This is a genomic window from Shouchella patagoniensis, assembly GCF_002019705.1.
Taxonomy (GTDB): Bacteria; Bacillota; Bacilli; order Bacillales; family Bacillaceae_D; genus Shouchella; species Shouchella patagoniensis.
This window is the reverse complement of sequence record NZ_KV917377.1, coordinates 2,343,779-2,367,393: the sequence shown is the minus strand read 5'-3', so window position 1 is coordinate 2,367,393 and position 23,615 is coordinate 2,343,779. Positions and strand designations below refer to the sequence as shown.

General features: G+C 41.6%; 25 protein-coding genes and 1 pseudogene. 9 read left to right on the top strand and 17 right to left on the bottom strand.

Annotated features, from left to right (window positions below):
- Positions 1 to 100: 100 nt before the first annotated feature.
- Positions 101 to 1,561: an alanine/glycine:cation symporter family protein gene (locus BK584_RS12585; protein WP_078392933.1), complete on the bottom strand. Its 1,461-nt coding sequence runs from the start codon at positions 1,559 to 1,561 to the stop codon at positions 101 to 103.
- A gap of 376 nt (positions 1,562 to 1,937) precedes the next feature.
- Positions 1,938 to 2,372 (bottom strand): Rrf2 family transcriptional regulator, encoded by a 435-nt coding sequence (locus BK584_RS12580; protein WP_078392932.1) that lies wholly within the window; start codon positions 2,370 to 2,372, stop codon positions 1,938 to 1,940.
- Between the two features lie 148 nt (positions 2,373 to 2,520).
- Here BK584_RS12580 and hmpA point away from each other — a divergent pair, with 148 nt between their 5' ends.
- The 3 genes from hmpA to BK584_RS24630 all read left to right on the top strand — a co-directional run bounded on the left by hmpA (position 2,521) and on the right by BK584_RS24630 (position 4,397).
- Positions 2,521 to 3,690, top strand: a complete 1,170-nt coding sequence (gene hmpA / locus BK584_RS12575; RefSeq protein WP_078392931.1) for an NO-inducible flavohemoprotein — start codon at positions 2,521 to 2,523, stop codon at positions 3,688 to 3,690.
- A 308-nt stretch (positions 3,691 to 3,998) separates the two neighbouring features.
- Positions 3,999 to 4,145: a hypothetical protein gene (locus tag BK584_RS24635; protein ID WP_169871245.1), complete on the top strand. Its 147-nt coding sequence runs from the start codon at positions 3,999 to 4,001 to the stop codon at positions 4,143 to 4,145.
- Positions 4,146 to 4,256: 111 nt separating this feature from the next.
- The gene (locus BK584_RS24630; protein WP_169871244.1) at positions 4,257 to 4,397 is read left to right on the top strand and encodes a hypothetical protein; all 141 of its coding nucleotides are present in this window, start codon (positions 4,257 to 4,259) and stop codon (positions 4,395 to 4,397) included.
- Positions 4,398 to 4,528: 131 nt separating this feature from the next.
- Here the strand turns inward: BK584_RS24630 and BK584_RS12560 are convergent, their stop codons facing one another.
- The 7 genes from BK584_RS12560 to BK584_RS12530 all read right to left on the bottom strand — a co-directional run bounded on the left by BK584_RS12560 (position 4,529) and on the right by BK584_RS12530 (position 11,090).
- Entirely contained in the window at positions 4,529 to 5,176 is a 648-nt protein-coding gene (locus tag BK584_RS12560; protein WP_169871242.1) for a YdbC family protein, read from the bottom strand.
- 309 nt (positions 5,177 to 5,485) lie between these two features.
- Positions 5,486 to 6,241, bottom strand: a complete 756-nt coding sequence (locus tag BK584_RS12555) for an SDR family oxidoreductase (protein ID WP_078392927.1) — start codon at positions 6,239 to 6,241, stop codon at positions 5,486 to 5,488.
- Positions 6,242 to 6,243: 2 nt separating this feature from the next.
- Positions 6,244 to 7,254 (bottom strand): zinc-dependent alcohol dehydrogenase, encoded by a 1,011-nt coding sequence (locus tag BK584_RS12550; protein WP_078392926.1) that lies wholly within the window; start codon positions 7,252 to 7,254, stop codon positions 6,244 to 6,246.
- 23 nt (positions 7,255 to 7,277) lie between these two features.
- Positions 7,278 to 8,585 (bottom strand): TRAP transporter large permease, encoded by a 1,308-nt coding sequence (locus BK584_RS12545; RefSeq protein WP_078392925.1) that lies wholly within the window; start codon positions 8,583 to 8,585, stop codon positions 7,278 to 7,280.
- Positions 8,586 to 8,596: 11 nt separating this feature from the next.
- On the bottom strand, positions 8,597 to 9,076 hold the full coding sequence (locus tag BK584_RS12540; RefSeq protein WP_078392924.1) for a TRAP transporter small permease: 480 nt from the start codon (positions 9,074 to 9,076) through the stop codon (positions 8,597 to 8,599).
- A 15-nt stretch (positions 9,077 to 9,091) separates the two neighbouring features.
- A complete protein-coding gene (locus BK584_RS12535) occupies positions 9,092 to 10,111 on the bottom strand; it encodes a TRAP transporter substrate-binding protein (RefSeq protein WP_078392923.1) in 1,020 nt (339 codons plus the stop codon).
- A gap of 13 nt (positions 10,112 to 10,124) precedes the next feature.
- Positions 10,125 to 11,090: a C-terminal binding protein gene (locus tag BK584_RS12530; protein ID WP_078392922.1), complete on the bottom strand. Its 966-nt coding sequence runs from the start codon at positions 11,088 to 11,090 to the stop codon at positions 10,125 to 10,127.
- A 202-nt stretch (positions 11,091 to 11,292) separates the two neighbouring features.
- Between BK584_RS12530 and BK584_RS12525 the strand changes: the two genes are divergently transcribed.
- Both BK584_RS12525 and BK584_RS12520 read left to right on the top strand, forming a co-directional pair.
- On the top strand, positions 11,293 to 12,054 hold the full coding sequence (locus tag BK584_RS12525) for an IclR family transcriptional regulator (protein WP_078392921.1): 762 nt from the start codon (positions 11,293 to 11,295) through the stop codon (positions 12,052 to 12,054).
- A 45-nt stretch (positions 12,055 to 12,099) separates the two neighbouring features.
- A complete protein-coding gene (locus BK584_RS12520; RefSeq protein WP_078392920.1) occupies positions 12,100 to 12,777 on the top strand; it encodes an HAD family hydrolase in 678 nt (225 codons plus the stop codon).
- Between the two features lie 69 nt (positions 12,778 to 12,846).
- Here the strand turns inward: BK584_RS12520 and BK584_RS12515 are convergent, their stop codons facing one another.
- A complete protein-coding gene (locus tag BK584_RS12515) occupies positions 12,847 to 13,170 on the bottom strand; it encodes a hypothetical protein (protein ID WP_078392919.1) in 324 nt (107 codons plus the stop codon).
- Between the two features lie 393 nt (positions 13,171 to 13,563).
- Here BK584_RS12515 and BK584_RS12510 point away from each other — a divergent pair, with 393 nt between their 5' ends.
- From BK584_RS12510 to BK584_RS12500, 3 genes are read left to right on the top strand one after another with little or no spacing between them, the layout of a single operon-like run.
- Positions 13,564 to 14,790: a NupC/NupG family nucleoside CNT transporter gene (locus tag BK584_RS12510; protein ID WP_078392918.1), complete on the top strand. Its 1,227-nt coding sequence runs from the start codon at positions 13,564 to 13,566 to the stop codon at positions 14,788 to 14,790.
- 14 nt (positions 14,791 to 14,804) lie between these two features.
- On the top strand, positions 14,805 to 15,392 hold the full coding sequence (locus BK584_RS12505; RefSeq protein WP_078392917.1) for a TetR/AcrR family transcriptional regulator: 588 nt from the start codon (positions 14,805 to 14,807) through the stop codon (positions 15,390 to 15,392).
- A gap of 18 nt (positions 15,393 to 15,410) precedes the next feature.
- Entirely contained in the window at positions 15,411 to 16,232 is an 822-nt protein-coding gene (locus tag BK584_RS12500; protein WP_078392916.1) for a purine-nucleoside phosphorylase, read from the top strand.
- A 124-nt stretch (positions 16,233 to 16,356) separates the two neighbouring features.
- Here the strand turns inward: BK584_RS12500 and BK584_RS24945 are convergent.
- Positions 16,357 to 16,449: pseudogene (locus BK584_RS24945) on the bottom strand (DNA-binding response regulator); the annotation flags it as partial.
- Positions 16,450 to 16,467: 18 nt separating this feature from the next.
- Complete coding sequence (locus tag BK584_RS12495) at positions 16,468 to 17,040, bottom strand: YdhK family protein (protein WP_078392915.1); 573 nt, start codon at positions 17,038 to 17,040, stop codon at positions 16,468 to 16,470.
- A gap of 195 nt (positions 17,041 to 17,235) precedes the next feature.
- Here BK584_RS12495 and BK584_RS12490 point away from each other — a divergent pair, with 195 nt between their 5' ends.
- Positions 17,236 to 18,144, top strand: a complete 909-nt coding sequence (locus BK584_RS12490) for a helix-turn-helix domain-containing protein (RefSeq protein WP_078392914.1) — start codon at positions 17,236 to 17,238, stop codon at positions 18,142 to 18,144.
- Between the two features lie 161 nt (positions 18,145 to 18,305).
- Here the strand turns inward: BK584_RS12490 and BK584_RS12485 are convergent, their stop codons facing one another.
- From BK584_RS12485 to BK584_RS12465, 5 genes are all read right to left on the bottom strand, one after another.
- Positions 18,306 to 19,760 carry a UDP-N-acetylmuramoyl-L-alanyl-D-glutamate--2,6-diaminopimelate ligase gene (locus tag BK584_RS12485; protein WP_078392913.1) on the bottom strand — a complete coding sequence of 485 codons (1,455 nt, stop codon included), beginning with the start codon at positions 19,758 to 19,760 and terminating at the stop codon, positions 18,306 to 18,308.
- A gap of 289 nt (positions 19,761 to 20,049) precedes the next feature.
- A complete protein-coding gene (locus BK584_RS12480; RefSeq protein WP_078392912.1) occupies positions 20,050 to 20,229 on the bottom strand; it encodes a hypothetical protein in 180 nt (59 codons plus the stop codon).
- 135 nt (positions 20,230 to 20,364) lie between these two features.
- Entirely contained in the window at positions 20,365 to 21,123 is a 759-nt protein-coding gene (locus BK584_RS12475; protein ID WP_078392911.1) for a class I SAM-dependent methyltransferase, read from the bottom strand.
- Between the two features lie 314 nt (positions 21,124 to 21,437).
- Positions 21,438 to 22,895 carry an AcpB/EbpR/MafR family transcriptional regulator gene (locus BK584_RS12470; RefSeq protein ID WP_078392910.1) on the bottom strand — a complete coding sequence of 486 codons (1,458 nt, stop codon included), beginning with the start codon at positions 22,893 to 22,895 and terminating at the stop codon, positions 21,438 to 21,440.
- 27 nt (positions 22,896 to 22,922) lie between these two features.
- Positions 22,923 to 23,615 (bottom strand): class A sortase, encoded by a 693-nt coding sequence (locus tag BK584_RS12465; protein WP_078392909.1) that lies wholly within the window; start codon positions 23,613 to 23,615, stop codon positions 22,923 to 22,925.

The window sequence follows — 23,615 nt, the reverse complement described above, 5'->3', positions numbered from 1 at the left end:
CTGTTTTTTATTTTAAGAGAACTTCAATACGGCAATATGATTATATGATTCACTGAAAACCCCATTGAAGACAATCTTCAATGAGGTTACAGTCATTTCATTAACTACTTTTTCGTTTTTCAGGGTCAACGTAAGTTTCCCAGAACGTGGCATTTTTAATGCCTAATTTTTTCGGGTTAAAGACAGGATCAAGACCTTGTTTCTTTTGTTCCTCGTAATCTTTTAAACATTGCAAGGCTGGCTTAGCGAGAATCAGAATAGCAATGACGTTAATCCAAACCATTAGACCAAGACCGATGTCACCTAGTAACCAAGCATTCTCAGCTGTTCTAACTGCACCAAAGTAGGTCGCTCCAAGCAAAACAATTTTGATGAGGAACATTGGAATTGCGGCTTTTCGTCCTCGCATTAAGTAGGCGATATTTGTTTCAGCGATATAGTAATAAGCCATAATGGTAGTGAAGGCAAAGAATAAAAGCGCGATTGCGACAAATCCCGTTCCAAACGCAGGAAACACACTGTTGATGGCTCCTTGTGTAAACTCTGGACCAACGGTTGCACCAGGAATGCCTTCCACAACTAATGGGTCATTATCGCCACCGCTTGTTGTGTTATACATGCCTGTGAACAAAATCATAAATGCTGTCGCAGAACAGATAAGTAATGTATCAATATAAACAGAGGCGGATTGCACAAGTCCTTGTTTCGCAGGGTGAGATACTTCAGCAGCGGCTGCCGCATGGGCACCTGTTCCTTGACCAGCCTCGTTCGAATAAACCCCCCGCATAACTCCCCAGGCAATTGCACTACCTAAAAGTCCACCGAAAATGGAATCCATACCAAACGCACTGCTAACAATAAGTTGGATGGTTTCTGGAACAGCAGTAATATTCATCCCTATAATTACTCCTGCCATCAGCATATACGCGATGGCCATAAATGGAACAATAAAGGAGGCTGTAGTGGCAATCCATTTAATTCCACCTAAAATAATAAGCCCTAAGAATAAGACTAAAACAAGCCCAGTTACCCACGGTGGAACAGCAAACGCATTATCTACCGCGGCGGCGATGGCATTTGATTGAACACCAGGCATCAGTATGGACATAGCGATTAGGGCGGCTATGGCGAAAATAATACCAAACCATTTGGTGCCCATTCCTTTTTCGATATAGAATGCGGGACCCCCACGATACTGACCCTCGTGCTTGTCTTTATACACTTGAGCTAAAGTTGATTCAATAAAGGCGCTTGAGGCTCCTAAGAAAGCAATCGCCCACATCCAGAATACAGCGCCAGGTCCACCATAGAAAATAGCAGAAGCGACGCCCGCGATATTTCCTGTCCCGACACGACCGGCAAGTGCAACGGATAAAGCTTGGAATGAGGAGACACCCGCATCGGACTTCTTACCGGTAAACATAAGGACGAACATATCTTTAATATGACGTACTTGAGAGAATCGAGTTAATATTGAAAATAAAAGCCCGACTCCTAATAATGTGTAAACGACTGGCGAACTCCATAAAACGCCATTAATCGCTCTTAAAAGATCTTCCACTATACATCCCCCTAATGATAGATGAATTTTCTAAGCGTTCATTTATGTTGTATTGTATAAAGCGTTTTATCCATCTCTCCTTTCTTTATCGAATAACTTAGTTGTTATGTAACAGATATATCTGTTAATAATAGCTGAATCTCTTGTCATTGAAAAGAGAGAATGATCTGATTTCTTGTTAGATAATATGACGCTTTTTAGTGTAATCGCTCTCATTTCTATTATAGCAAGTTTAAACAGCATTTGAAGATTATATATTTCGGCTTAAATTGACAATCTCCTTCTTTTAAGTTGAAGGACATTGTTGGAACAAAAGATGATTCATTGGTATTTTACCTCAATACCCAACAAACATGAGGCATGTTGGTTCATGCATTCATGTTTGTTGTTGAAATAGACTGTACAGATCAGACTTGTTATGAAGGAGGTCATCAAGTGTATAGCGATCAAGTACAGCAAGAAATGCTTGCTGTGCTTCATGTAGCACCGATTTTAGTTTACAAGCACATTGAATCGCGCATTGGCCGTTTTCATTAAAACATTCGACCAAATCCATACCTTCGAGAGTACGAATGAGCATACCGATTCCAATTTCTTGAGGTTCCTTGGCAAGCATAATACCGCCATTCTTTCCTCTTACTGTCTCAATAAGGCCAGATTTGCCAAGCTCATGGACAATTTTTTGCAAATGATGAAGCGATATATGATATGCGCTAGCAATCTCTTTAACTTGGGCACGTTTCCCAGCCGGTTGGCTTCCGATATATAGCAATGCTCTTAAGGCATAATCAGTATACGTCGTTAGTTGAATAACAAATCACCTCTTTATTCTTTCTAGTATATCGTAATCTTTATCTTAAATTAGGTCTATTTTATGACGAAAAGGTGGAGCACCTTGTTATTAATTGTAATCGGTTTATACTTAAAGTTGTATTTCATATATAACTTTAAGGGCGTGGATGGAGATGTCAAAACAACTTAGCGAACAACAGGTCGAACTTATCAAATCAAGTGTCCCAGTCCTTGCAGAACATGGTTTGACCATTACAAAACGATTTTATGCAGATTTGTTTGAAGCACACCCGGAACTTTTAAACCTGTTTAATCACGCCAACCAAAAGCAGGACAAGCAACAACAAGCCTTAGCAAATACACTATATGCTGCTGCAGCGAACATTGAAAACTTAGAAGAGTTGTTGCCAGTAGTAAAACAAATCGCTCATAAGCATCGAAGCCTTCAAGTAAAGCCAGAACATTACCCGATTGTAGGGGAGCATTTGCTTGAGGCAATTAAGAAAGTTCTTGGCTCTTCAGCAACAAATGAACTTCTTGATGCATGGGCTAACGCTTACGATATTATAGCTGATGTGTTTATCTCAGTGGAGGCTGAGCTGTACAAAGATACCAGTGAAAGCAGTTGGGAAGGGTTTCGGCGTTTTATTGTGCAGCGGAAAGAACAGGAAACGAAAGAAGTTGTCTCGCTTTACCTTGTACCTGAAGACGGGAAGAGCCTACCAACGTTTGAGCCAGGGCAATATGTAACTGTGAAAGGGTACAGCCAATCGGATCACTATACACATTTGCGTCAATACAGTTTGTCGGATAAACCAAATCAATCTTATTACAGATTATCGATCAAGAGAGAAGAGACAAAAGATGTACAAGGAACGGTGTCGTGGTATATGCATGGATTAGCAGAAGGGGCTGTGGTTGAATTAACGGCTCCAGCAGGAGAGTTTACTCCTGAAAATGGAGAGGGAGATCTTGTGCTAATGAGTGCTGGGATTGGTATTACTCCACTAACAAGCATTGCGAAGAGTGCTCTAGCGACACAGCCTAATCGCGCTGTTACATTTGTCCACTTCACTGCAAATAGGAATTCTTATGCGTTGCGGTCCGAGATGGAAGAACTCGCTTCTGCTTATCAATCTCTTCGTTACGAAGTGTATGATCGAGATTCTGATTCAAGCGAGATGACAGTTGATCATTTGATTAACGAAAATGAACAACAGTTTTATATTTGTGGACCGATATCATTTGTTCAGCAAATGGAAAAGAAGTTACAAGAATTAGGCGTCAGCCAAAAACAGGTTCATTTTGAAGTATTCACACCTCTTATTCCAGTATAAGCATAAAAAAAGAAGAGGCTTTCCGTTACTGGAAAGCCCTTCTTTTTTGTTTCATAATCGATTGCCTTTTTTTGCTTTTAACAGGGGTTCTTAAGAGAATCGTCACCACGAACAAGTAAGCGCTTATCAAACCAAGAAATGTAAGCATGAGATACAAGCTCCTCCCTCATTGGTATGAACCTGTAAGGCTTACTTTCACAATAAGCTATTTAAATAAAGAGAGTATGAAGGATGGGTAAAGCCATTGTGAATTTACTATGTGGTTGATAACGTATCTATTTAGCGTTGTTAACGGACGAGCAGGCGTCATGTTTTGGCTATATCTCATATATGGAGAAAAAGAGGGAGCGATCGTGTTTGGCATGCGTGGAAGTGAGAAAGACAAAGCCGGACGGAAAATATATCGTGCAGATGAGGAAAAGTGCGCATTGAACAAGCGGTTCATGGGCGTATGACAGAATTTAGTTACGATGGATGCGAACGGTTCTTTTCGGTTGCAAAAAGCTTACACTGTCTCGGTGTTTCGCGATTTTGTCTCTTTTTATCTTGGAAACGCGGAGATTAAATTGAGAAAGCGAAATTCAATGCGCAAGTCGGAGATTCGCGAGCCGGATGTGGAGATTAGCGAAGAAAAAGCGGAGATTGAATTGGGAAAGCGGAAATTCAATGCACAAGTCGGAGATTCGCGAGACACAAGCGGAGATTAATAGAACATCAATAGAAAGAGTGACATTATGCGCATCTGTCGCCCACTCCAAGTCTGACAAGAGTCCTGTTCAGACAACCTCAAGCCTACACTCAAAATGTAGGCTTTTCCTATTCTGAAAACGAGTGGTTATTATAAAAACGTAGGCGTAACAGTCCAGTCGTCAACCGGTAGAAACGCAGCACGTTCAATTGATTCAATATCGTCTCGGGTCTTTGCTTGAGCCTTTAATGATGGTAATAGGTTCAGCTGATAGCTGTCATGTTCGTTTTCACTGGTCCAGCCAGTTACGGTAATAAAGAGGCGGTTCGTTCGACAAGACTCGCCGAACACCCCGCTGATCATTGCCTTTGTTGAAGCCATGCGTGGATTCCATAGATGCTTTTGTTTTTCGGTAAACAATGCTTGCTTAAATGGTTTTATGAATGATTGAGCAACACGGATGAAAGAGCTTTTATGCAAGAAAGCAGTTAATTCATCTGAGAGACCATGAATGGGGACGGAAATTTTAAACAATTCTACAGCTATGGTAGAAATGGATTCAGCTTGATTTGAGTGAGCGTAGATTGCATCATGATGATTCTCCATAAATGATTGGTAATGGTCTTCGTTTTCCCATAACGAGATGATGTGCGCCTTTTTCACATGCGTGTTATCCCATCCACCTGCTTGGCCCAAGAAACCACTCACTTGAGATAAGTCGTTCCAACTAGATTGTTGGGAAGAGAATGCCTCTTGTTTATGAGGTGCAACTTCGCATATCACATATTTTAATAGCATGATTGTAACCACCTTCATATTCGTATAGTGACCAATGATTAGAATAAATATAGTCTCTCATGGTTCGTCTTAGCGCTCAAGAATTCAGTCTACTTCGTTTTATTATTCATAAAATGGTTGATCTGCTTGAATCTCAGTAGGAATATAAAGTCTTTCTTCCTCTTTTCTAATCAATCACACGGGTGAAGAAACACCAAACAATCATGGAGCAGGAGGACTGGAAGCACGTATAGCGAGTGGTGATAAGGTGTGGAATGGAGAAATTAAAAAAAGATGGCTGTTAAGCCATCTTTCCATGAGGAAGGGGTGCTATCTTCCTAGCCAACCACCATCGACCGCTAGCGTGAATCCATTTACATAATTGGAGGCTGGGGAAGCTAAAAAGATCGCTGCTCCTTGAATATCAGAAGGTGTTCCCCATCGTTTTGCGGGGATGCGCTCAAGAATTTGTTTGCTTCTGGTTTGGTCATTTAGTAAGGCTTCGTTCATATCCGTTGCCATATAACCTGGTGCGATGCAGTTAATATTGACATGGTGTTCGGCCCATTCATTTGCAAGAGATTTTGTAAACTGCATGACGGCTCCTTTACTTGCGGCATAAGCTGGAACGGTGTAGCCACCTTGAAACGAGAGCAGGGAAGCCATATTGATGATCTTTCCGCCACCTGCCTCGATCATCCGTTTACCGACTTTTTGACATAAATAAAAGACTGCGTTGGCATTGACATCCATCACAAAATCCCACTCGCTCTTTGGGAAGTCAACTGCGGGATAACGTGCTTGAACGCCAGCATTATTTACCCAAATATCAATTGGACCTAACTCGCTTTCGATTTGATCAAGCAGAGAATCATAGTGATCAAAGTTTGTTAAATCAAAAGCAAGCGATCGTGCACGTACCCCGTATTGTTTTAATTCATGTTCAACATCCAACTGTTCCGAACGAGAAAGGGTGACTACGTCTGCGCCCGCACTTGCAAGCCCTCGTGCAATTTCTTTTCCAAGCCCTCGGCTTCCGCCAGTGACGACTGCTACTTTTCCTTTTAAGTCAAATAATGAATGCATGCCTATCTTGCTCCTTTGCCAAACTCAAATAGTACTTTAATTGCGTCGGTAGGTCTTGTTAAGAGTGAGAATCCGTCCATTGCTTTGTCTGGAGAGAGAATATGCGTAATGATAGGTGAATAGATTTTTTGAGCTAAAAGCGACAGCGCGATCTCAAAGTCTTTATCCGTATAAACGCGCACGAATTGCATCGTTAACTCTTTAAACATGCCTTGCAGCAAATTTACCTCGGCCGGCTTTTTGTATGCTGCGACAATAACAATCGTCCCTCTGGCTTTTATGCACTCGGTTAACTCGGTCAAAACGGCAGGGTGTCCGGCGCAGTCAAAGACGATGTCACAACCAGTCTCACCCGTTAGTTCTTTAATGGCAGATGTTGGGTTAACCGTCTGCGGATGGATCGTTTGAAAGCCAAGTTCCTCGGCTTTGCGTAAGCGATCTGTATTTGTTTCAACAATAATTGGATTGGTTGCCCCAAAAGCTCTAAGGGTGAGTGCCGTGCACAGACCGATTGTTCCAGCACCAAACACAACCGCTTGATCTCCTGGCTTATAATTGCTTTGTCTCACGGCGTGAACCGAAACCGCCACGGGTTCAGCTAGTGCCCCATCTTGAAGAGGCAGTTTCGATGGAAGTTGAATCACATTTGAAACTGGAACATCAACAAATTCCGCCATGCCCCCATCAGAATCAATTCCAATTAGTTTCAAGGTTTCACAAACATGAGGAAAGCCTGATTGGCAAGACGTACATTGGCCACAGGAAAGCAACGGATTCACGGTGATCGCGGTTCCTTTTGGCAAGTGAGGGTGTCCACTCTCGATTGTTCCTGATAGTTCGTGCCCCATGACAAGGGGCGCTGTCGCACGGGGGTGTGTGCCTGCAAAAATGTTTAAATCTGTGCCGCAAATGCCAACATGTGAAACGCGGATGCGAACAGGATTTGAAGAAGGTAGGATCTCTTTTTCTCTTGTCTCTACCTGGTTAGGACCTGTATAGATAATCGCTTTCATAAAATACCACTCCTAATTTTTTCTTAATCAAATAACCCAAGTAACTCTGGGACAATTAATGTAATTTCTGGAATAAACGTAACGAGTAATAACACAACAACAGTTACAAAGAAAAACGGCATTAACGGTTTTAAAACTGATTCTAGCCGAAGACCTGCGACTTTCGTTCCAACAAAGAGGACGGGTCCCATTGGTGGCGTAATGGTTCCGATGCTTAAATTAATGACAATCATAATACCGAAATGAACGGGATCAACGCCGTAGCTTTGGGCAATGGGCCAAAAAATAGGTGTGAAGATGAGAATCGCTGGTGTTGGATCAAGAAATGTTCCAATAAGAAGCAAAACGAGATTCATAAGTAAGAGAATGATAATAATATTGTCTGTGAATCCAAATAACGAATTGGCGAGTAATGCCGGTATGTTTGTAAATGCCATAACCCATGACATAATCATCGATACACCAATTAAGAAAATGACGATAACAGTCGTTCGTGTTGCGGCAAGGAAAATATCAGGCATATCCGCAATCTTGATCGATCGATAGATAAAGGAGAGAATCAATGAATACAGCACAGCGATCGCAGATCCTTCCGTGGCTGTAAAAACGCCGCCAACAATCCCGCCTATTACGACAACGATTAATAATAAACTTGGAATCGCTTGCAAGAAGGTTTGAAACGCTTGCTTCATACTAACGCGCTCTGATGTTGGCATCTTTTGGCGCTTTGCCATAAAAAAGATAACAGCCATACAAGCAAGCCCCCATAAAATCCCTGGCAAGTAGCCAGCAATAAATAGAGCAGCGATGGACGTGCCACCACTTGCTAATGAATAGACAATCAGTGTATTACTTGGTGGAATAATCATTCCGGCAGGTGCAGAGCCAATATTAACGGCAGCGCTAAACTCTTGTTTATACCCTTCCTTTTTTTGCAAGGGAGACATCGTTTGGCCCACAGCCGCTGCGGATGCGACCGCCGACCCACTAATTGAGCCAAACAGCATGTTTGCAACAACATTTGTATGAGCGAGCGAGCCTGGCAATCTTCCGCTTAACACTTTTGCCAAGTTAATTAAACGGTGCGCAATGCCGCCATTGTTCATAATGACGCCAGCAAGAACAAAGAAAGGAATAGCGAGAAGCGTAAAGGAATTCATCCCGGTAAAGAGTCGTTGGGCGGATGAAACGAGTCCGTTATTAAAACCGACGATGCTAAACATCGCAACCATTGATCCGATCCCGACGCTGATGCTAATGGGGACACCGACAACAAGTAGGATGCCAATGATAAAAAACAGCAGAAGTGCAGCTTGAAGTGCTAAATCCATGTTTGTCCTCCTTAACGATGTTGGGGGTTGTTTTTTGTTAATTGATACAGATGGTGCACACAATAAAGTACAATAAATAAACCACTTAATGGAACAGCAAAATAGAGAAGACCAACAGGTACTCCTAGAGATGCTGACGTTTGGGACCATGTCATCATGACGAGCTGAATGCCGCCGACGATCATCACAAGAGTCGCAAACACGATGGTGATGACTTCAATAAACCATTCGGTCGCATACCGAATCTTCTCTGAGAACTTGTCTTTAATAAATTCAATGGCCATATGTCCTTTTTCTCCAAACACAAAAGCGCCACCAAATAATGCAAGCCAGACAAATATGTACTTTGCAAGTTCTTCAGAAAAGGAACTAGGCGCATTAAATACGAATCGCGTAATCACTTGCCATGTAACAAGCAAAACGAGAAAGGCAAAAAGAATGATACATAAGGTGCGTAAGAAAGAATCTAAGCTTGATTTTGTTTTATCCAATGTCCTACCTCCAGACTATTGATTTGCTTCATGTTGTACTCTTTCATAGAGCTCGCGGGCTTCTTGTGTTTGTAAACGGCTATCAATGACAGGTTGAACCGCTTGTTGGAACGCTTCCATATCCACATCATTAAATGTGGCCCCCGCCTCAGTTGCAGCAGCGATGGACTGCTCCACTTCTTCGTCAAAGAGAGCAACTTGTTCATCAATCGCAAATTGTATTTCTTCCATAAAGATCTCTTTATGTTCTTCCGTCATTCCATCCAATAATTGAGTGCTGCTAATGATGTAGTCAGGAACCATTAAATGTTGTGTATAAGAATAATAAGGCGCAATTTCTACATGATTTAAACTTGAATAAATTAATTCATTGTTCTCTCCACCGTCAAGAACACCAGATTGGATCGCGGTGTATACTTCACCTTGCCCCATCGGTGTACCTGTGCCACCCATTTGTCTCATCATTTGAATGTTGGTATCGCTTTCAATAATGCGTATTTTTAACCCACTTAAATCAGCAGGAGTTTCAATCGGGTGACGCGTGTTATAGACATTTCGAACACCGCCATGAAAAGCGCCCAAGACCGAAATGCCGTCATCTTCTAGCGATTGATACAAGTCAGAAACGATTTGCTCGTCGTTGAGGACGTTCATTTGATGCTCTTTAGAGTGAAAAACGTAAGGCAAATTAAAAACAGCAAATTCATCAACAAAATTTTCCATTAAACTACCTACAATGACCGCCATATCGATGGCCCCCGTTTGTACAAGTTCAATCGATTCTCTTTGGGCACCTAGAAGTTCATTTGGGTAAATGAGCACCTCATACTCACCGTCAGTCCTCTCTTTTAAACGCTCCCCCATTTGTTCAAGGGCAATAAATTGGGGGTTATGTTCAGGCTGGTTAAATGAGACACGGATGATTGTCGCATCCGTGTCAGGAGGTGCGACTGACCCTACGGAACTCCCTTCTGAATTGCATCCTGCAAGGACAAACGCAAGGAAAGCGACACTAAATCCAGTTAATCTCCTCATTGTGTTACTCCTTTCATTGCTCTAATCGATTTACGGGATAATGGACCGCTTCACCCTTTAAAAAACGGACTGCCTCGAACGCTACTTTCTCTTTGAGTTCGATTGCTGCTTCTTCTGAATACCATGCCATATGTGGCGTACATAAAAAGGACGAATGGGTAAAGAGTGGATTGCTTTGTGTGGCTGGTTCGGTTTCCAATACATCTACTGCAGCGCCGGCGATTTCGTTGTTGAAAAGAGCCCAATCAAGTGCCTCTTCATCAATAATGCCACCCCTTGAAACATTGATTAAATAAGCCGATTTTTTCATTAATCCCAATTCGTCTTTACCAATAAGATGGTGCGCTTTTTCAAGGGGGCAATGAATTGATACAACATCGGCTTCTTTTACTAACGTCTGAAAATCAACTTGTTCAATATAGGATTCGACTGTTTGAGCAGTTGATGAGTGAGCATCAAAACCGATGATACGGCATCCAAGGGCATGCGCTTTTTGTGCGAAAGCGGTTCCAATACGTCCAAGGCCGATAACACCGATTGTCTGCTTGCGGTGGCGATATAAAGGTACAGCCGTTTGATAGTTCCAACTTCCTTGTTTCACTTCATTTGTCATCTTGTGGATTCCACGGGTGAACGAGAGCATAAAAGCCAGAGCATGGTCTGCGACTTCCTGTGTACCATAATCCGGTACATTGCATACTTGGACGTTGTGCTCGGTTGCTGCTTGCAAATCGACGTTATTCACACCAACGCCGTACCGAACAACTAGTCTTAATTGTGGCAATGCTTCAAATACGCTTTTTGTAATGGGGGCGTATTGGTTAATGAGCACCGTTGCGTTTTGTCCGTTTTTAATGATCTCGTCTTCGGTTGTCCATTGGTGCAAGGAAAAGGAAAGATCGTTGTTGTTAAATATGGTTGTTTCTTGATCAATTGTGTCGTGATCGCAATCTGTAATGCATACATGTTTGGTAATCATGTCTTTCTCCTCACATTCTATAAAAGTTGTAGTTGGTTCCGTATAATGGAACTGTGTTTCATTTAATGTATGTGTTTATTATAAAGGGCGTTGTTTTAAAATTGCAAACGTTTTCTTTTTAAAAAAGCGTGTTTTACAAACCTAGCACGCTTCCTCTATGATAGAGACTAAAGATAGTACAATAAAAAGGTGGACGAGCTGCATGTCAAATGTGCAATCATTAGAGAGAGCCTTCACGATATTAGAGATTCTTTCCAAGCATCCAAAAGGAATAAAACTGACAGAACTAGCGGCTGAAGCAAGTCTGTCTAAGGGAACCGTTCATCGATTGTTAGCAACGTTATCAAACCTCAATTATGTACGTCAGGATCAAGAGACGGAACGATATCGAATGGGATACCAAGTGATCAGTTTAGCGACCCATTTCCTTGATGATCATGATCTGATTACGAGTTCAAGGCCTCATCTATTGCAGCTTTCACAAGAAATCAATGAAACCGTTCATTTATGTATCGAGGACAATGGAATGGCTTTATATATCGATAAGATTGAAAGTACGCAGCCAATTGCCATGTACTCACGAGTTGGAAGCAAAGCGCCGATGTACTGCACTGCAGTCGGTAAAATGATGCTTGCAGGCATGGATCATGAGAAATATGAAACCGTTGTTTCTACATTTGATTTCAAAAAATTAACGCCATATACCATTGATTCAGTTGAAAAATTAACGGAAGAAATCAAGCGTATTAAAGACCAATCCTATGCGATAGATGATCAGGAAATCACAGAAGGGGTAAGGTGTATTGCATGCCCTATCTACGATTTCAATCAAAAAACGATAGGTAGTTTTAGTGTTTCCGGGCCGATGAATCGAATCTCTTATGATTTCTTAGAGGAGAGGTTAATTTCAGAAGTGAGAGAAACAGCAGCGCGCATATCAAGAGAATTTGGATGGAATGGATAAGGCGAGTATAGAAAATAGGTAAGACTGATGAGTAGGGGGCGGCAAATGAAGAAGTATCGAGTCGTTTTGTTTGATTTAGATGGAACCCTATCAGATCCAAAAGAAGGAATCATTCAATCAATGACGTACGCGCTGCAAAAAATGGGAATCTCTACTTTGGAAAAACAGAAGTTGGATTTGTTTATAGGGCCACCTTTGCAAGATTCATTTAAACAGTATTTTCAAATGACGGATAAACAAATTCAGGTGGCACTTGGTTACTACCGTGAACGGTATAAGACAATTGGTATGTACGAAAATACACTATACGAAGGCATCGTGCCAATGCTTGGAGATCTAAAAGCATCAGGTTTGACACTTGCAGTAGCAACATCTAAGCCAACCCTTTTTGCAGAAGCAATCCTTGATTATTTTCAAATGGATCAGTTGTTTGATTTAATCGTTGGGAGCAATATGGATGGGACAAGACGTCATAAGAACGAAATTATTTTTGACGTATTAACGAAACTAGGCAATACAGATTTGAACGAAGTCATTATGATTGGTGATCGTTCCCACGATATAATTGGGGCTAAAACATGTGGAATCGATTCAATTGGGGTTACATATGGGTATGGGTCAGCTGCTGAATTAACTAGTGCTGGAGCAACGTATGTTTTCAATAAAGTGACCGACATCATGAGGGTACTAGTTGAAGGGGAACGGAACTGTTTTAAGACTTGAGTGACATAAAAAATACAAAGCTAAGAGCACGTTCCTCTCTTCCTCGAAGTTTTTCAGTATGTGGAACGATTAATGAGGTAACGCAGAATCATGTTTTCTTTGAGCATTCTTCCGAGCAATCCGTTTTTTTGAGAATTGCAGTAACAAGTAGAAGAGGACAATATTGGCGATGGCTCCTGGGATGCTAACCAAGATTCCATCATGTTCACTGAAGACGTTAATAAGAAACCAATGACTCGTTGCTGTTTCTTGATAGATCGTAAGCATAGGAAATAAAAAGCCGAATTCATAGCTGCCTTTCCCCTCAGTAAGATAGCTACTCGGAACAATGAAAATAAGTAACAAGGTAATCGCGGAACTTAAAGCAAGTATTCGTACATCTAATGATTTCATTTCCATCACCTCTTTTTATCATTATGTTGACGGCTTAGAGATATTAATCGTCATTATATCGATGTATGAGGCGAATATCCATTGGGAAATCAAAGCCTAGACCCGAACGAGAATGTCTTTTCGGGTTTCACGATTGTTCGTGTAGAATGGCTGCTTCGGTAGAGGGCAGACATGTTTAAAGGAAGTGAGCTCTGTAAAATAGAAAAATAGTGAAGGTAATTTGTTTGTCGACTTAAGAATGTTCGTTTTTTGATGGATGATTAGCTCTTATTAGCTTGTTTTAATAAAAAATAAGCTCTATTTCTTAACAAAGGATTGTTTTCTTTCCTCTTTCTATATTATGATTATTATGTAGACTGGTCTAATTATGAATGGTGAGGGGGAAGCAGGGCAATGCTTGATGTGTTATGGGGTTTAGCTGGATGCATGATTATATTAGCAATGGTGTTTTTATTTTCCGAAAACAAACGTAAGATTAGTTATTATACGGTAGGTATGGGGTTTGTTTTGCAAATCTTGTTAGGCGTGGCTGTTCTTCGGTGGGAGTTTGGTCGAGAGGCTTTACAAGCGGTATCAAATTGGATAACAGTGGTTGTAGGTTACGGAAATGAAGGACTTGCCTTTGTTTTTGGTCCTCTTGCACAAGGCGGAGAATTTGCGATCTTTGCCGTAACCGTCCTCGGTATGATTATCTTTTTAACCGTACTGATTAGCATTCTTTATCACATCGGTGTGATGCAATGGATCGTCCGGATTGTCGGCGGAGCGATTGCAAAAGTAATGCGGGCTTCGTACACCGAGTCGGTGGCGGCAGCTGCAAATATTTTTTTAGGCAACACGCAAACACCGCTCACAATTAAACCGTATTTACATACGATGACGCGCTCCCAAGTTTTCTCGCTTATGGTTGGTTGTTTGTCATCCGTTTCAGGGGCCGTCATGATTGGCCTTAGTACAATGGGCATTCCACTACATTATTTGTTGACAGCGGCGGTCATGTCAGCGCCAACAGGCATCATGCTTGCGAAACTAATGATCCCAGAAACGGAGCAGGCCGGCAAAGAGAACTTTGCGGAAATAGCCGCAAGTGTGGAAGCAGAAAAAAAGGATGACAACCTACTTGATGTGATTCAAGAAAGCTCAAGAGAAGGATTTCAATATGCATTAAACGTTGGTTTGATGTTAATTGCCTTTATTAGTTTAATCGCATTATTAAATGGATTAGTTGGTGGTACCGCTTCATTATTTGGATTTGAAGGACTTACGCTTGAAGCGATTTTAGGTGTTGTATTTGCTCCATTAGCCTTTATTATCGGTATTCCGTGGGGGGAGGCGGTTCAAGCAGGAAATTTAATCGCACAGAAACTACTCGTCAATGAATTTGTGGCTTTTAGTAGTTTTTATTCATCGATTGACGGATTCTCCGAAAAGTCAGTCGCCATTATGACATTTGCTTTAAGTGGCTTTGCGAACTTCGGCGCGGCGGGAAGTTTAATAGGGATGCTTTCTCGCATGGTGCCTGATCGGAAAAAAGAGTTTCAAGGGTTGTTTGGAAAAGCGCTCTTTGCAGCAACGTGTGCGAATTTGTTGAATGGCGCGATTATCATGATCTTGTTATAATATGGAAGAATGGAATGAGTTGTAAAGGACTGGACAAGTTGGCCAAATCAACGAAAACAAACATGATCGAAACGACTGCAAAGCTTTTGCAAAAACAAGGCTTTCACGGGACAGGCTTAAATGAAATCATTCAAGTTAGTGGTAGCCCTAAAGGCTCCATTTATCATCACTTTCCTGGTGGAAAAGAAGAACTAGCCGTAGCTGCGATTGAATGGACGAAAGAGCAAGTGCGGACGTATTTGGTGCGTCAATTGGAAAAAGAAGCAAGCGCTAACAATGCGATAGCGCGATTAATTAACGATAGCGCGAACCAATTTGATGAGGGTGCTTATTTTCGTGGTGTTCCAGTCATTGCGCTTACACTTGAAAATGCTGCAGCAAGCACTGCTATTCGAACAGCCTGTAAAGAGGCATTTGAAGATTGGGAACGTGTCATTGCTAAAAAAATTGAAACAAGTGGTTATAGCACCGCAGAGGCTGCTGAACGTGCGTCTGTTATCCATGCTATGATGCAGGGAGCCGCAGCAATTAGCTTTGCAAAAGAATCGAGCGACCCACTCCGAACCGTGGCGGCGCAAGTCAATCATTTATTAGAGAGATAACTTAAAGGAGGAGCAAGAATGAATATTGTAGAACAAATAAAAGAAGCAACGGAATACATCCGCACGAAAACAAACCACATACCAGAGGTTGGTATCATCCTAGGTTCAGGCCTTGGTAATTTGGCTGATGACATTGAAGAAGCAGTGGAAATCCCTTATGAGGACATTCCCCACTTCTCAAAATCTGCCGCAATTGGCCATGCGAATAAGCTTGTTATTGGTACATTAAATGGCAAGCGTATCGCAGCAATGAAAGGGCGCTACCACTATTATGAAGGATACACACTTCAGCAAGTCACTTTTCCAGTTCGTGTGATGAAGGCGCTTGGTGTCGAAACGTTAATTATTACCAACGCGTGTGGGGCTGTAAATAAATCATTTGCTCCTGGTGAACTCATGTTAATTAACGACCATATTAACTTAGTGGGCGCCAATCCACTCATCGGTGAAAACGTCAGTGAGCTTGGACCGCGTTTCCCTGATTTATCTGAAGTGTACAGTTCACGCCTACGCGAAGTTGCCAAAACGGTCGCTGGTGAACAAGGTACCACCGTACAAGAAGGTGTCTATAGCTGGTGGAGCGGTCCCGCTTACGAAACACCTGCGGAAATTCGTATGATTCGCACGCTCGGGGGAGATGCGGTCGGCATGTCGACTGTCCCAGAAGCAACCGTTGCGACTCATGCTGGCATGGAAGTGCTTGGCATCTCATGCCTGACAAATATGGCATGCGGCATTTTGGACGAGCCATTAAGTCATGATGACGTCATTGTTGTTGCAGGAAAAGCAAATGAAGCATTTACGAAACTTGTAAAAGGCGTATTAGCACAAATGAATTAATGGAAAAACCTGCCCAAGGCAGGTTTTTTAGTGAAGTTGACGTCATTTGAGATAAGGTCGACAACCATTTTAGCAAAGGGAAATAAAATAATAGAAAGTAAAAAGAAAAGAGCGTAGTCATTCTTCGCCGTAAAACTGCTTGGATGCGTGCGAGTAATTCGTCAAAAGCAAATGGTTTAATGATATAGTCATCAGCACCAATTGTGAGCCCTTTAACCAGGTGAGGGGATCTCTCTTATTCGTCGATGGAAGTAAGCTCTTCCTCTGTCACCCATTTATGGTTTTCTACATCTTCTCCTGTTGTTGATGTGTAGTCAATCATGTAAACGGTTGTGTCTTCAACGCCTTCAATTTCAGCAGTTGCACCTTCCATCCCAGCCATGTGATCTGCGTTTAAGATAACCTCTGATCCAGCTTCAAATGGTTCGTCACCAGCATCTACAATTTCTTCGTGGACAACCCATTTATGGTCTTCCACACGCTGACTGTCTTCGGTCGTATAAGAAACGATATAAGCGGTTGTATCAAATGCGCCAACAATTGTTGCGGTAGCACCTTCCATTCCTTCCATATGTCCTTCGGCGATCATTGCTTCTGTACCCGGGGCATAAGTTGGGTTGTCTGCTTCTTGAAGTCCTTCTGGCAGTTCCCCAGAACTAGAATGATCCATGTCGCTATGATCCATATGCTCTCCTTGATTTTCTTCTTCTTGTTCTGGTTGTTCATTCGGTTCGCTATCGGTCCCGCAAGCGCTTATTAGTAATACCCCTGCAACTGATGTGAGAATTATTTGTTTTGATCGTTTCATTTTGTAGTTACTCCTTTGTGATCAATTTGTTTTAGAATGTGGGAAAAGGTTCCATTTTATTCAGTGGTCACTGAAAAACTCTTTTCAATGATAGGATTCCATAAAACTATGTAGATTTTATGGGGAAGGAGCAAAAAGAATCAAAACAAGAAAGGTGGAATGCTGTACGATACAAGTAGTTGAAAGGGGGATGGGATGGAAAAGCCATTTATGCAATCATGTATTGCCTTTATTGAAGAACAATTGGATCAAGATGTGAATGTAGCTGTTCTTGCGAAGGAGATGGGGTATTCTCTGTTTCATTTCCATCGTAAGTTCCAAAAGGAGTTCCAAATGACTGCCACGGCGTATATGAAAGGAAGAAGATTGGCTCGCGCCTCCTCCTTATTGCTTTATACAGAGGAACGTGTGATGGACATCGCCTTTGTGAGTGGATTTGAGAGCCAAGAGGCATTTACGCGGGCATTTAAAAAGCAACATGGCTTGCCGCCGAGACGTTACCGAAATTTAATGAACATGATTCAAGGAGGAGGAAGTCAAATGGAGAATGCATCTACAATAAAAAAATGGTTTCTTGCTGGTAGTGAACCAGACCAATATGAGGTTGGTTTAGATCAACAAGAAGTTCATCAAGGAAAGCAATCTGCGTATTTAAAATCAAAATCAGTAAATGAAACAGCTCATTTGAAGTTGCAATCATTAGAAGGTACGGTTCAGTTTGGCACGCTAATGCAGCAATGTAAAGCGGCTAATTACACGGGAAAACGAATAAAGTTGTCTGGTTTTATTCGAACGGAGAAAGTGCATATTTCTGCCGGACTATGGATGAGGGTTGATAGCAAAGAAGGCGATGTGCTTCAGTTTGATAACATGTCGAATCGTACTATTACTGGCGACACGGGTTGGAATGTGTATAGCATTGTTCTCGATGTTCCAAGTGACGCGGCAGTGATTGCTTTTGGCGTCATGCTTTCAGGTACGGGCAGTGTCTGGCTGGATAGTCTTAGCTTTCAAGAAGTGGATGAACGGACACCTACCACGAATGTTGAGATTGATTTTGAAGTACATGAGGAGCCGATGAATTTATCTTTTGAAATGGAATAAAAAAATAGTAGCTTAGACTGTGCAGAAACCAGGGGTTCGTAGTTGGAATCCTGAGCTCCGGGTCTGAATCCTGAGCTCCGCGTGCTGAACCCTAAGCTCTTGATGTATTTAGGGGAAATATCCTAACAAAAAACAGAGCGGCAGGGGCACAGCTCTGTTTTTTAATGTGGCGTGTCTTCTGCAAGTAAGCTATTTAATGTGTCTCGATCAGATATAGCGGGAGAACTGTATTCTTGTTGGTAAGGTTCGTTGCCTTTACCTGTTATGAATACCCAGTCGTCTTTTTCCGCCATGTGCCATGCGTAATCGATGGCTTCCACACGGTCGAGTATTACTTTGCCTTGATTGCCTAATGAAAAGGATTGGAGTGTTTGCGCCATTTTTTCTGCTGGCGTTCCATCTAGATCATCAAACGTTAAAATGATGTAATCACTCCACTCTTTTGAGATTTCCACCATCCGTTCACGTTTGCTTTCATCACGTCCTCCCCGAAAACCAAAGACGTGAATGACTTGCTTTGCACCAAGTCTTTTTGCTGTGTGCAGGCAATGATAGAAAGCATCTTCTGTGTGCGCGTAATCAATAACGATATGAGCGCCTGCTGGATTTTGAATGACTTCAAAACGACCAGGCACACCTGCAAATGTGTGGAGCGCATTCAAAGCAAAAGTTCCTTTGATGCCGAGTGATTTTGCGGACAGATACGCCATAGCCGCATTAAATACATTGTGATCACCGTAAAAAGGAAGTTTTAGTAAAGATGTCCCCTCTTTCTCTCGAAAAACAGCGCTCATAGGCTCACCAAAGGTGATGTTCTCGATTTGTAAATCGCTTCCAGCCTCCCCGATTGAAACGGTTCTCCCTCTCCAGCTATTGCTGTGGTCAGTGAGTAATTGATGTCCCCACCAATCGTAAGCATTTAAAATGGCCGTCCCGTTCTCATCCAATTGAGTAAACAAAGTCTTTTTTGCCGCGAAATAATGATCCATCGTTTGATGATAGTCCAAGTGATCTTGGCTAAGATTTGTAAATAAGGCTAAATCAAATTTAATACCAGCAACACGGTATTGTGTAAGCGCATGAGATGAGACTTCCATGATGGCAAAATCATCATTGCTTTTAGCTAAATGCTGATGAAGATCAAGAGCGCCGAGCGTTGTGTTTGTATGTGAAGGGGTAACAATGCCATTAATAACCGTTTGAACAGAGCCAAACAAAGCGCACGAAAAGCCAGCATGTTCTAAAATGTGTTTCAACATAAAGGACGTTGTCGTCTTTCCGTTTGTACCGGTTATACCAACAATTGTTTGTTTTTGACCCTCGCGTATATAAAAGCGTGCGGCCAAATGAGCTAGTACGTACCGAGCGTTTGTTGTTTTAAAATAAGGAACCGGCAAGCCAGATAAATCCCTCTCGCCAACAATCGCTTTAGCCCCTTTATCAATTGCATTGTTAATATAATCATGTCCATCGCTCGTAAAACCTGGAACCGCAACAAATAAATCACCAGGTTGGGTACGTAAGGAATTATCGGAGATTCCTGTAATTGTCAAAGTATGGTCAATTTCCTTGGAGGAAATCGGTAATTGATCAAAAAGAACGTGAAGATAATGCATTGGTCGCTCCTTAAATTGGCTAATGTATGTTCATGGATGATTTGCCAAAATGTATGGGATATGAAACGAACGAAGAAATCCCTGCTTTTTTAGAATCAGCAAAAAAGGATTCATTCAACCAATGTAAAATCTGTCAAAGATGATGTTGGAATAAAAAAAGAAATGAAGGAGAGAGGCGGGAAAAAACAAAAAAGCTGCTGGCCCCCTACATAAATACTGGGGGAAACAAGCTTGCGCAGCAGGAGAAGAAAAGTATTTTAGAGGAGACTCTCTTTATTAAGAAGGACACTTACTCGCTGATGGACCATGTTTGCTCAACGGTCCAGACATGAGCAGAGCTGCTTCCCGAACTTTGTTTCTCGGCAGCAAGTTTGGCTTCATGAAATGTAGAGAACTGTTTGACTTTTCGCTCGTCAGATTGTTTAAGAAGGGTACGTTTATTTTTGTGTGTACAAATCACTCGATACATAGGACACTCCTAACTTTAATTGAAGGATGGTTTATCCTTTAATCATCTCATAGAAAAGCAAATAAAGATAGAGCGATCGTACAAAAGGGAATATTTGAGTTAAGATGTTTTGCAAAGGACTGTAGACAAAGATCCCTATTTTCGACAAATAAAAATCATTTGTGGAGCATTGGTTGAAACATCGTCTCCTTTCCAGTTTCCATAACGTTTCTCGATTTTAAAGCCATGTGAGGCAAGAAGCCGTGCCATTTCTAGTGGATAGGTATATCGTAAAAGAATGGAATCTTGCTCAGAATGAAGATACTCACCGTTTTTGAAGTATTTTCTGTTTGTGTGGCAACGTAATAGCTGATCCCCATCTTCATACGTTTCAAGATGATGTTCTTTTACATCATAACCTCTATAATCCTGGAATTCAGTTACATAATGATCCGGTTTCGATAGCTCAGCCAAGATGGGGTTACGCGTGTCAAAAATGAACAATCCATTGTTTGTTAAATGTTTTGAGACAGAGGCGAGTAACGCATCTTGTGATTGATTCGTTAAGAAATGCTGAAAAGAGTTTCCGACCATAAATAAGCACTCAAATTGGTTTGGAAAAGATAATTGCGTGCAGTCTTGTAAATAGAAAGGAATGGCTACCTCTTTTTTGGCCGCTTTTTCTTTCGCTTTTTTGAGCATCCCCTCATGTAGATCAACACCCGTTACATTGTATCCTTTCTCTGCCAAAGGGATAGTGAGTCGTCCAGTGCCGCAAGCAAGCTCTAATAATTGATTTTCTTTCTTTATCCATTGAAGGAGAATAGGGATTTCGATTTTTGAATGTTCATTTAATTGGTCGTACATGGCTGTGTCGCTGTATTTTTCGAAATTCGTAGTAAAAAGATCCGTCATTGATTGCAAAACCCTCCAAATTTTATGTAAGTTAAAATAGTTTACCACTCTCTTTTCTTTAGAACAAGAATGGAATATACGCTAGTTGCTTATAAACTTATTAAAGGAGGACCGACATACGATTTTAGGCATCCATCTGCTACTCGAGCTATTTCAAAGGTTCTGTCCCTATTTTACATATAGTAAAGTGGCAAAAGAATAATGAAAAAAGGGTTTAAGGATGAGATTTACATGTCAAGAAGGACAGTGTTTCTACTGTCCTCATGGAAGTGGTTGGCGTCGCTTATCCCAATAGAGTATTTACTTAGGTAAAGTTACCCTAATGAAACATAGTTTAATCGGTTCCAATAAAGCTTTTCGCAGTGCTCGTAAATCAGCCTCCAGTCAAGAAATGTAGGCGGGTAATGAATGTAGATAATGTTATCGTTTGTCTCTTTCACAAGTGGTGTATCCGTTAAAATGATCGAATATGGTTCAGGTTCTCGGTCTGCAATGGCTGATGTTGAGATATCTAGTTGAAAAGGAACGTAATCATGTATTTTCTCAGATAAGGCATCTTCATACACGGGTCCTTCACTTGATAGGATGAGTAGCCGCATAGGTGGATGCAGTTTGTTTACATCTACGAATGTATACAGTAAAAGCAAGTACCTGGTTCGAAGAGTATGGTCTGTTTTAAAACCGCATTTAGCCATTTGTTCTGTCACCTGTGTAACGACATTGCTTAAAAGCGGGTGTTGCTTTTGGATTGCTTTTGTGTAAATCATATCTTTGTAACTTAAGAAATTGGAAGGGTGGTAATTGTTATTGCGGTGAAGCTGAAGCAAATGCCCACTTACATGCATTTTCGTTTGTTCATTTAATGCGTTTGGAAAAAGGGTTTGAAACGTTTCCGAGAAACAAGTCGTCACGGACCAAGCCTTTGTCTGATGTTGCCGATGGATGTCTATGTTGGATTCGAGAATAGGTAGTGAATGATATACGCATGGCGAATTTACCATGATCATCAATAAAAAGTCCTCTTCCCCTTTTCGTGCTGCTAAAGGGAGTTCATCCAGAAACGAACGACAGCTGTCCGCTATTTTTTCTCGAATCTCTTCTGGGAAAAATGAATCGTATTCTGGACTGTAACGGCCTTGGCTATTGCGATGCCATTGCACCGCAAGCAAATATAAATAGGCTTCTTTTTGTGATGCAGATAAATGAATGGCTAAAGCATCGGTGAGCCGTTGTAGCCGTTCTTCTATCACTCGTTTTTTGACCGGAAAGGGCCATTTCATTTTTCCGGTAATCTCAAGTAAAATAAAATAGTAAAATTGCCTAATTTGGCGTTCATCTCCTTTTAATTGCAGCGTGCGCAAGTCGAAGGACAATTGGTAGTCATTGAGCCAATCATTTAGCTTCTTTAGCTTTCTAAAAAAAGTAGCTCGACTAATAAAATGCTGGTCAATATATTCTTTCGCCGTTTTTTTCTTGGATAACGATTCTAAGAAAAAACGAACCATATCATCTTGTAAATAAAAGCGATAAAGCAGTTTCCGAGTGAACATGTCGTCCTTACCGGAAAGCTGGAGCGTGTGAGGGGTTTTGAATTCAATCTTCATTGTCGTGGCTTCGCTTTTAAATTCCTTTTGTAATTCAAGTATTGTACAGTCAACCGTTCTGGATGAACAATCTAGTTCACTAGCTAGCTCTTCTTTGTTTACTGTTTCCTCCATGCAGAGCTTATACGTTAGTTTAACCAAACGTTCAATTCGCTTATCAATTAACATCGTCAGATCCCTCTACAAGATTCGTCGTTATGATCCATTTTTTTTAGCAAACTGCTCAGCGCCGTCTATGTAATTGGTTTGTGACTTAAGCGTTGCCTGTGCCATAAACCGCTTATTGGTTGGCTTGCTGATATCGCAGGTGAAAAGGGTGAGAATTGGCTCCGCAGTTGGTGCAGCGAAATGAGTATCGTTTTCGGATACAATAGCCGTATCAGTCACGATGTAGTGGTAGATATGCGACTTATCGGTAATAAAGATATCCATGTCTTTTTCTAGTTGTAAGATGGGGCCAAATAACAAGTCATCCTTTGCCATGTGGTGCCCGAATAAGACGTAGTTGCCCACGCCCATTGGCTGGTTTTTCGCTAGTGTCGTTGCGCCATATAAAAGATGTTCTGAGGTTAATCCGTCTATAATTGGCAAAATGAAACGAATGTCTGGAATGGCAATTGCGCCTGTTAGTGGTGCATCGTTCTGTGAAAAAGCATGACGCAAGACTGTCGCCATGGTCGGGCGTTCAATCTCTGCAATAGGGTTTGCTGCGCCCGGAGGACCATCGTGTTCCACCGGTGCTAAACCGTCAAATTCATCTTGATAGTGTGAGATGCTGCGCTCGATGATAAAGTCTCGGATAAACGGCGAAGCGATTAAGAGCAAGCCTGTTAGAAACAGAAAGGCAATAACGGTAAAGAGTATGTTTGTTTTTACTCGTTGTGCCAT

What these genes read in the sequence shown, in the direction of transcription:
- hmpA (WP_078392931.1), top strand. Translation starts at nt 2,521, where the DNA reads ATGGAGATGTCAAAACAACTTAGCGAACAACAGGTCGAACTTATCAAA.
- BK584_RS24635 (WP_169871245.1), top strand. Translation starts at nt 3,999, where the DNA reads ATGTTTTGGCTATATCTCATATATGGAGAAAAAGAGGGAGCGATCGTG.
- BK584_RS12560 (WP_169871242.1), bottom strand. Translation starts at nt 5,176, where the DNA reads ATGCTATTAAAATATGTGATATGCGAAGTTGCACCTCATAAACAAGAG.
- BK584_RS12555 (WP_078392927.1), bottom strand. Translation starts at nt 6,241, where the DNA reads ATGCATTCATTATTTGACTTAAAAGGAAAAGTAGCAGTCGTCACTGGC.
- BK584_RS12550 (WP_078392926.1), bottom strand. Translation starts at nt 7,254, where the DNA reads ATGAAAGCGATTATCTATACAGGTCCTAACCAGGTAGAGACAAGAGAA.
- BK584_RS12545 (WP_078392925.1), bottom strand. Translation starts at nt 8,585, where the DNA reads ATGGATTTAGCACTTCAAGCTGCACTTCTGCTGTTTTTTATCATTGGC.
- BK584_RS12535 (WP_078392923.1), bottom strand. Translation starts at nt 10,111, where the DNA reads ATGAGGAGATTAACTGGATTTAGTGTCGCTTTCCTTGCGTTTGTCCTT.
- BK584_RS12530 (WP_078392922.1), bottom strand. Translation starts at nt 11,090, where the DNA reads ATGATTACCAAACATGTATGCATTACAGATTGCGATCACGACACAATT.
- BK584_RS12525 (WP_078392921.1), top strand. Translation starts at nt 11,293, where the DNA reads ATGTCAAATGTGCAATCATTAGAGAGAGCCTTCACGATATTAGAGATT.
- BK584_RS12520 (WP_078392920.1), top strand. Translation starts at nt 12,100, where the DNA reads ATGAAGAAGTATCGAGTCGTTTTGTTTGATTTAGATGGAACCCTATCA.
- BK584_RS12515 (WP_078392919.1), bottom strand. Translation starts at nt 13,170, where the DNA reads ATGAAATCATTAGATGTACGAATACTTGCTTTAAGTTCCGCGATTACC.
- BK584_RS12510 (WP_078392918.1), top strand. Translation starts at nt 13,564, where the DNA reads ATGCTTGATGTGTTATGGGGTTTAGCTGGATGCATGATTATATTAGCA.
- BK584_RS12505 (WP_078392917.1), top strand. Translation starts at nt 14,805, where the DNA reads ATGAGTTGTAAAGGACTGGACAAGTTGGCCAAATCAACGAAAACAAAC.
- BK584_RS12500 (WP_078392916.1), top strand. Translation starts at nt 15,411, where the DNA reads ATGAATATTGTAGAACAAATAAAAGAAGCAACGGAATACATCCGCACG.
- BK584_RS12495 (WP_078392915.1), bottom strand. Translation starts at nt 17,040, where the DNA reads ATGAAACGATCAAAACAAATAATTCTCACATCAGTTGCAGGGGTATTA.
- BK584_RS12490 (WP_078392914.1), top strand. Translation starts at nt 17,236, where the DNA reads ATGGAAAAGCCATTTATGCAATCATGTATTGCCTTTATTGAAGAACAA.
- BK584_RS12485 (WP_078392913.1), bottom strand. Translation starts at nt 19,760, where the DNA reads ATGCATTATCTTCACGTTCTTTTTGATCAATTACCGATTTCCTCCAAG.
- BK584_RS12480 (WP_078392912.1), bottom strand. Translation starts at nt 20,229, where the DNA reads ATGTATCGAGTGATTTGTACACACAAAAATAAACGTACCCTTCTTAAA.
- BK584_RS12475 (WP_078392911.1), bottom strand. Translation starts at nt 21,123, where the DNA reads ATGACGGATCTTTTTACTACGAATTTCGAAAAATACAGCGACACAGCC.
- BK584_RS12470 (WP_078392910.1), bottom strand. Translation starts at nt 22,895, where the DNA reads ATGTTAATTGATAAGCGAATTGAACGTTTGGTTAAACTAACGTATAAG.
- BK584_RS12465 (WP_078392909.1), bottom strand. Translation starts at nt 23,615, where the DNA reads ATGGCACAACGAGTAAAAACAAACATACTCTTTACCGTTATTGCCTTT.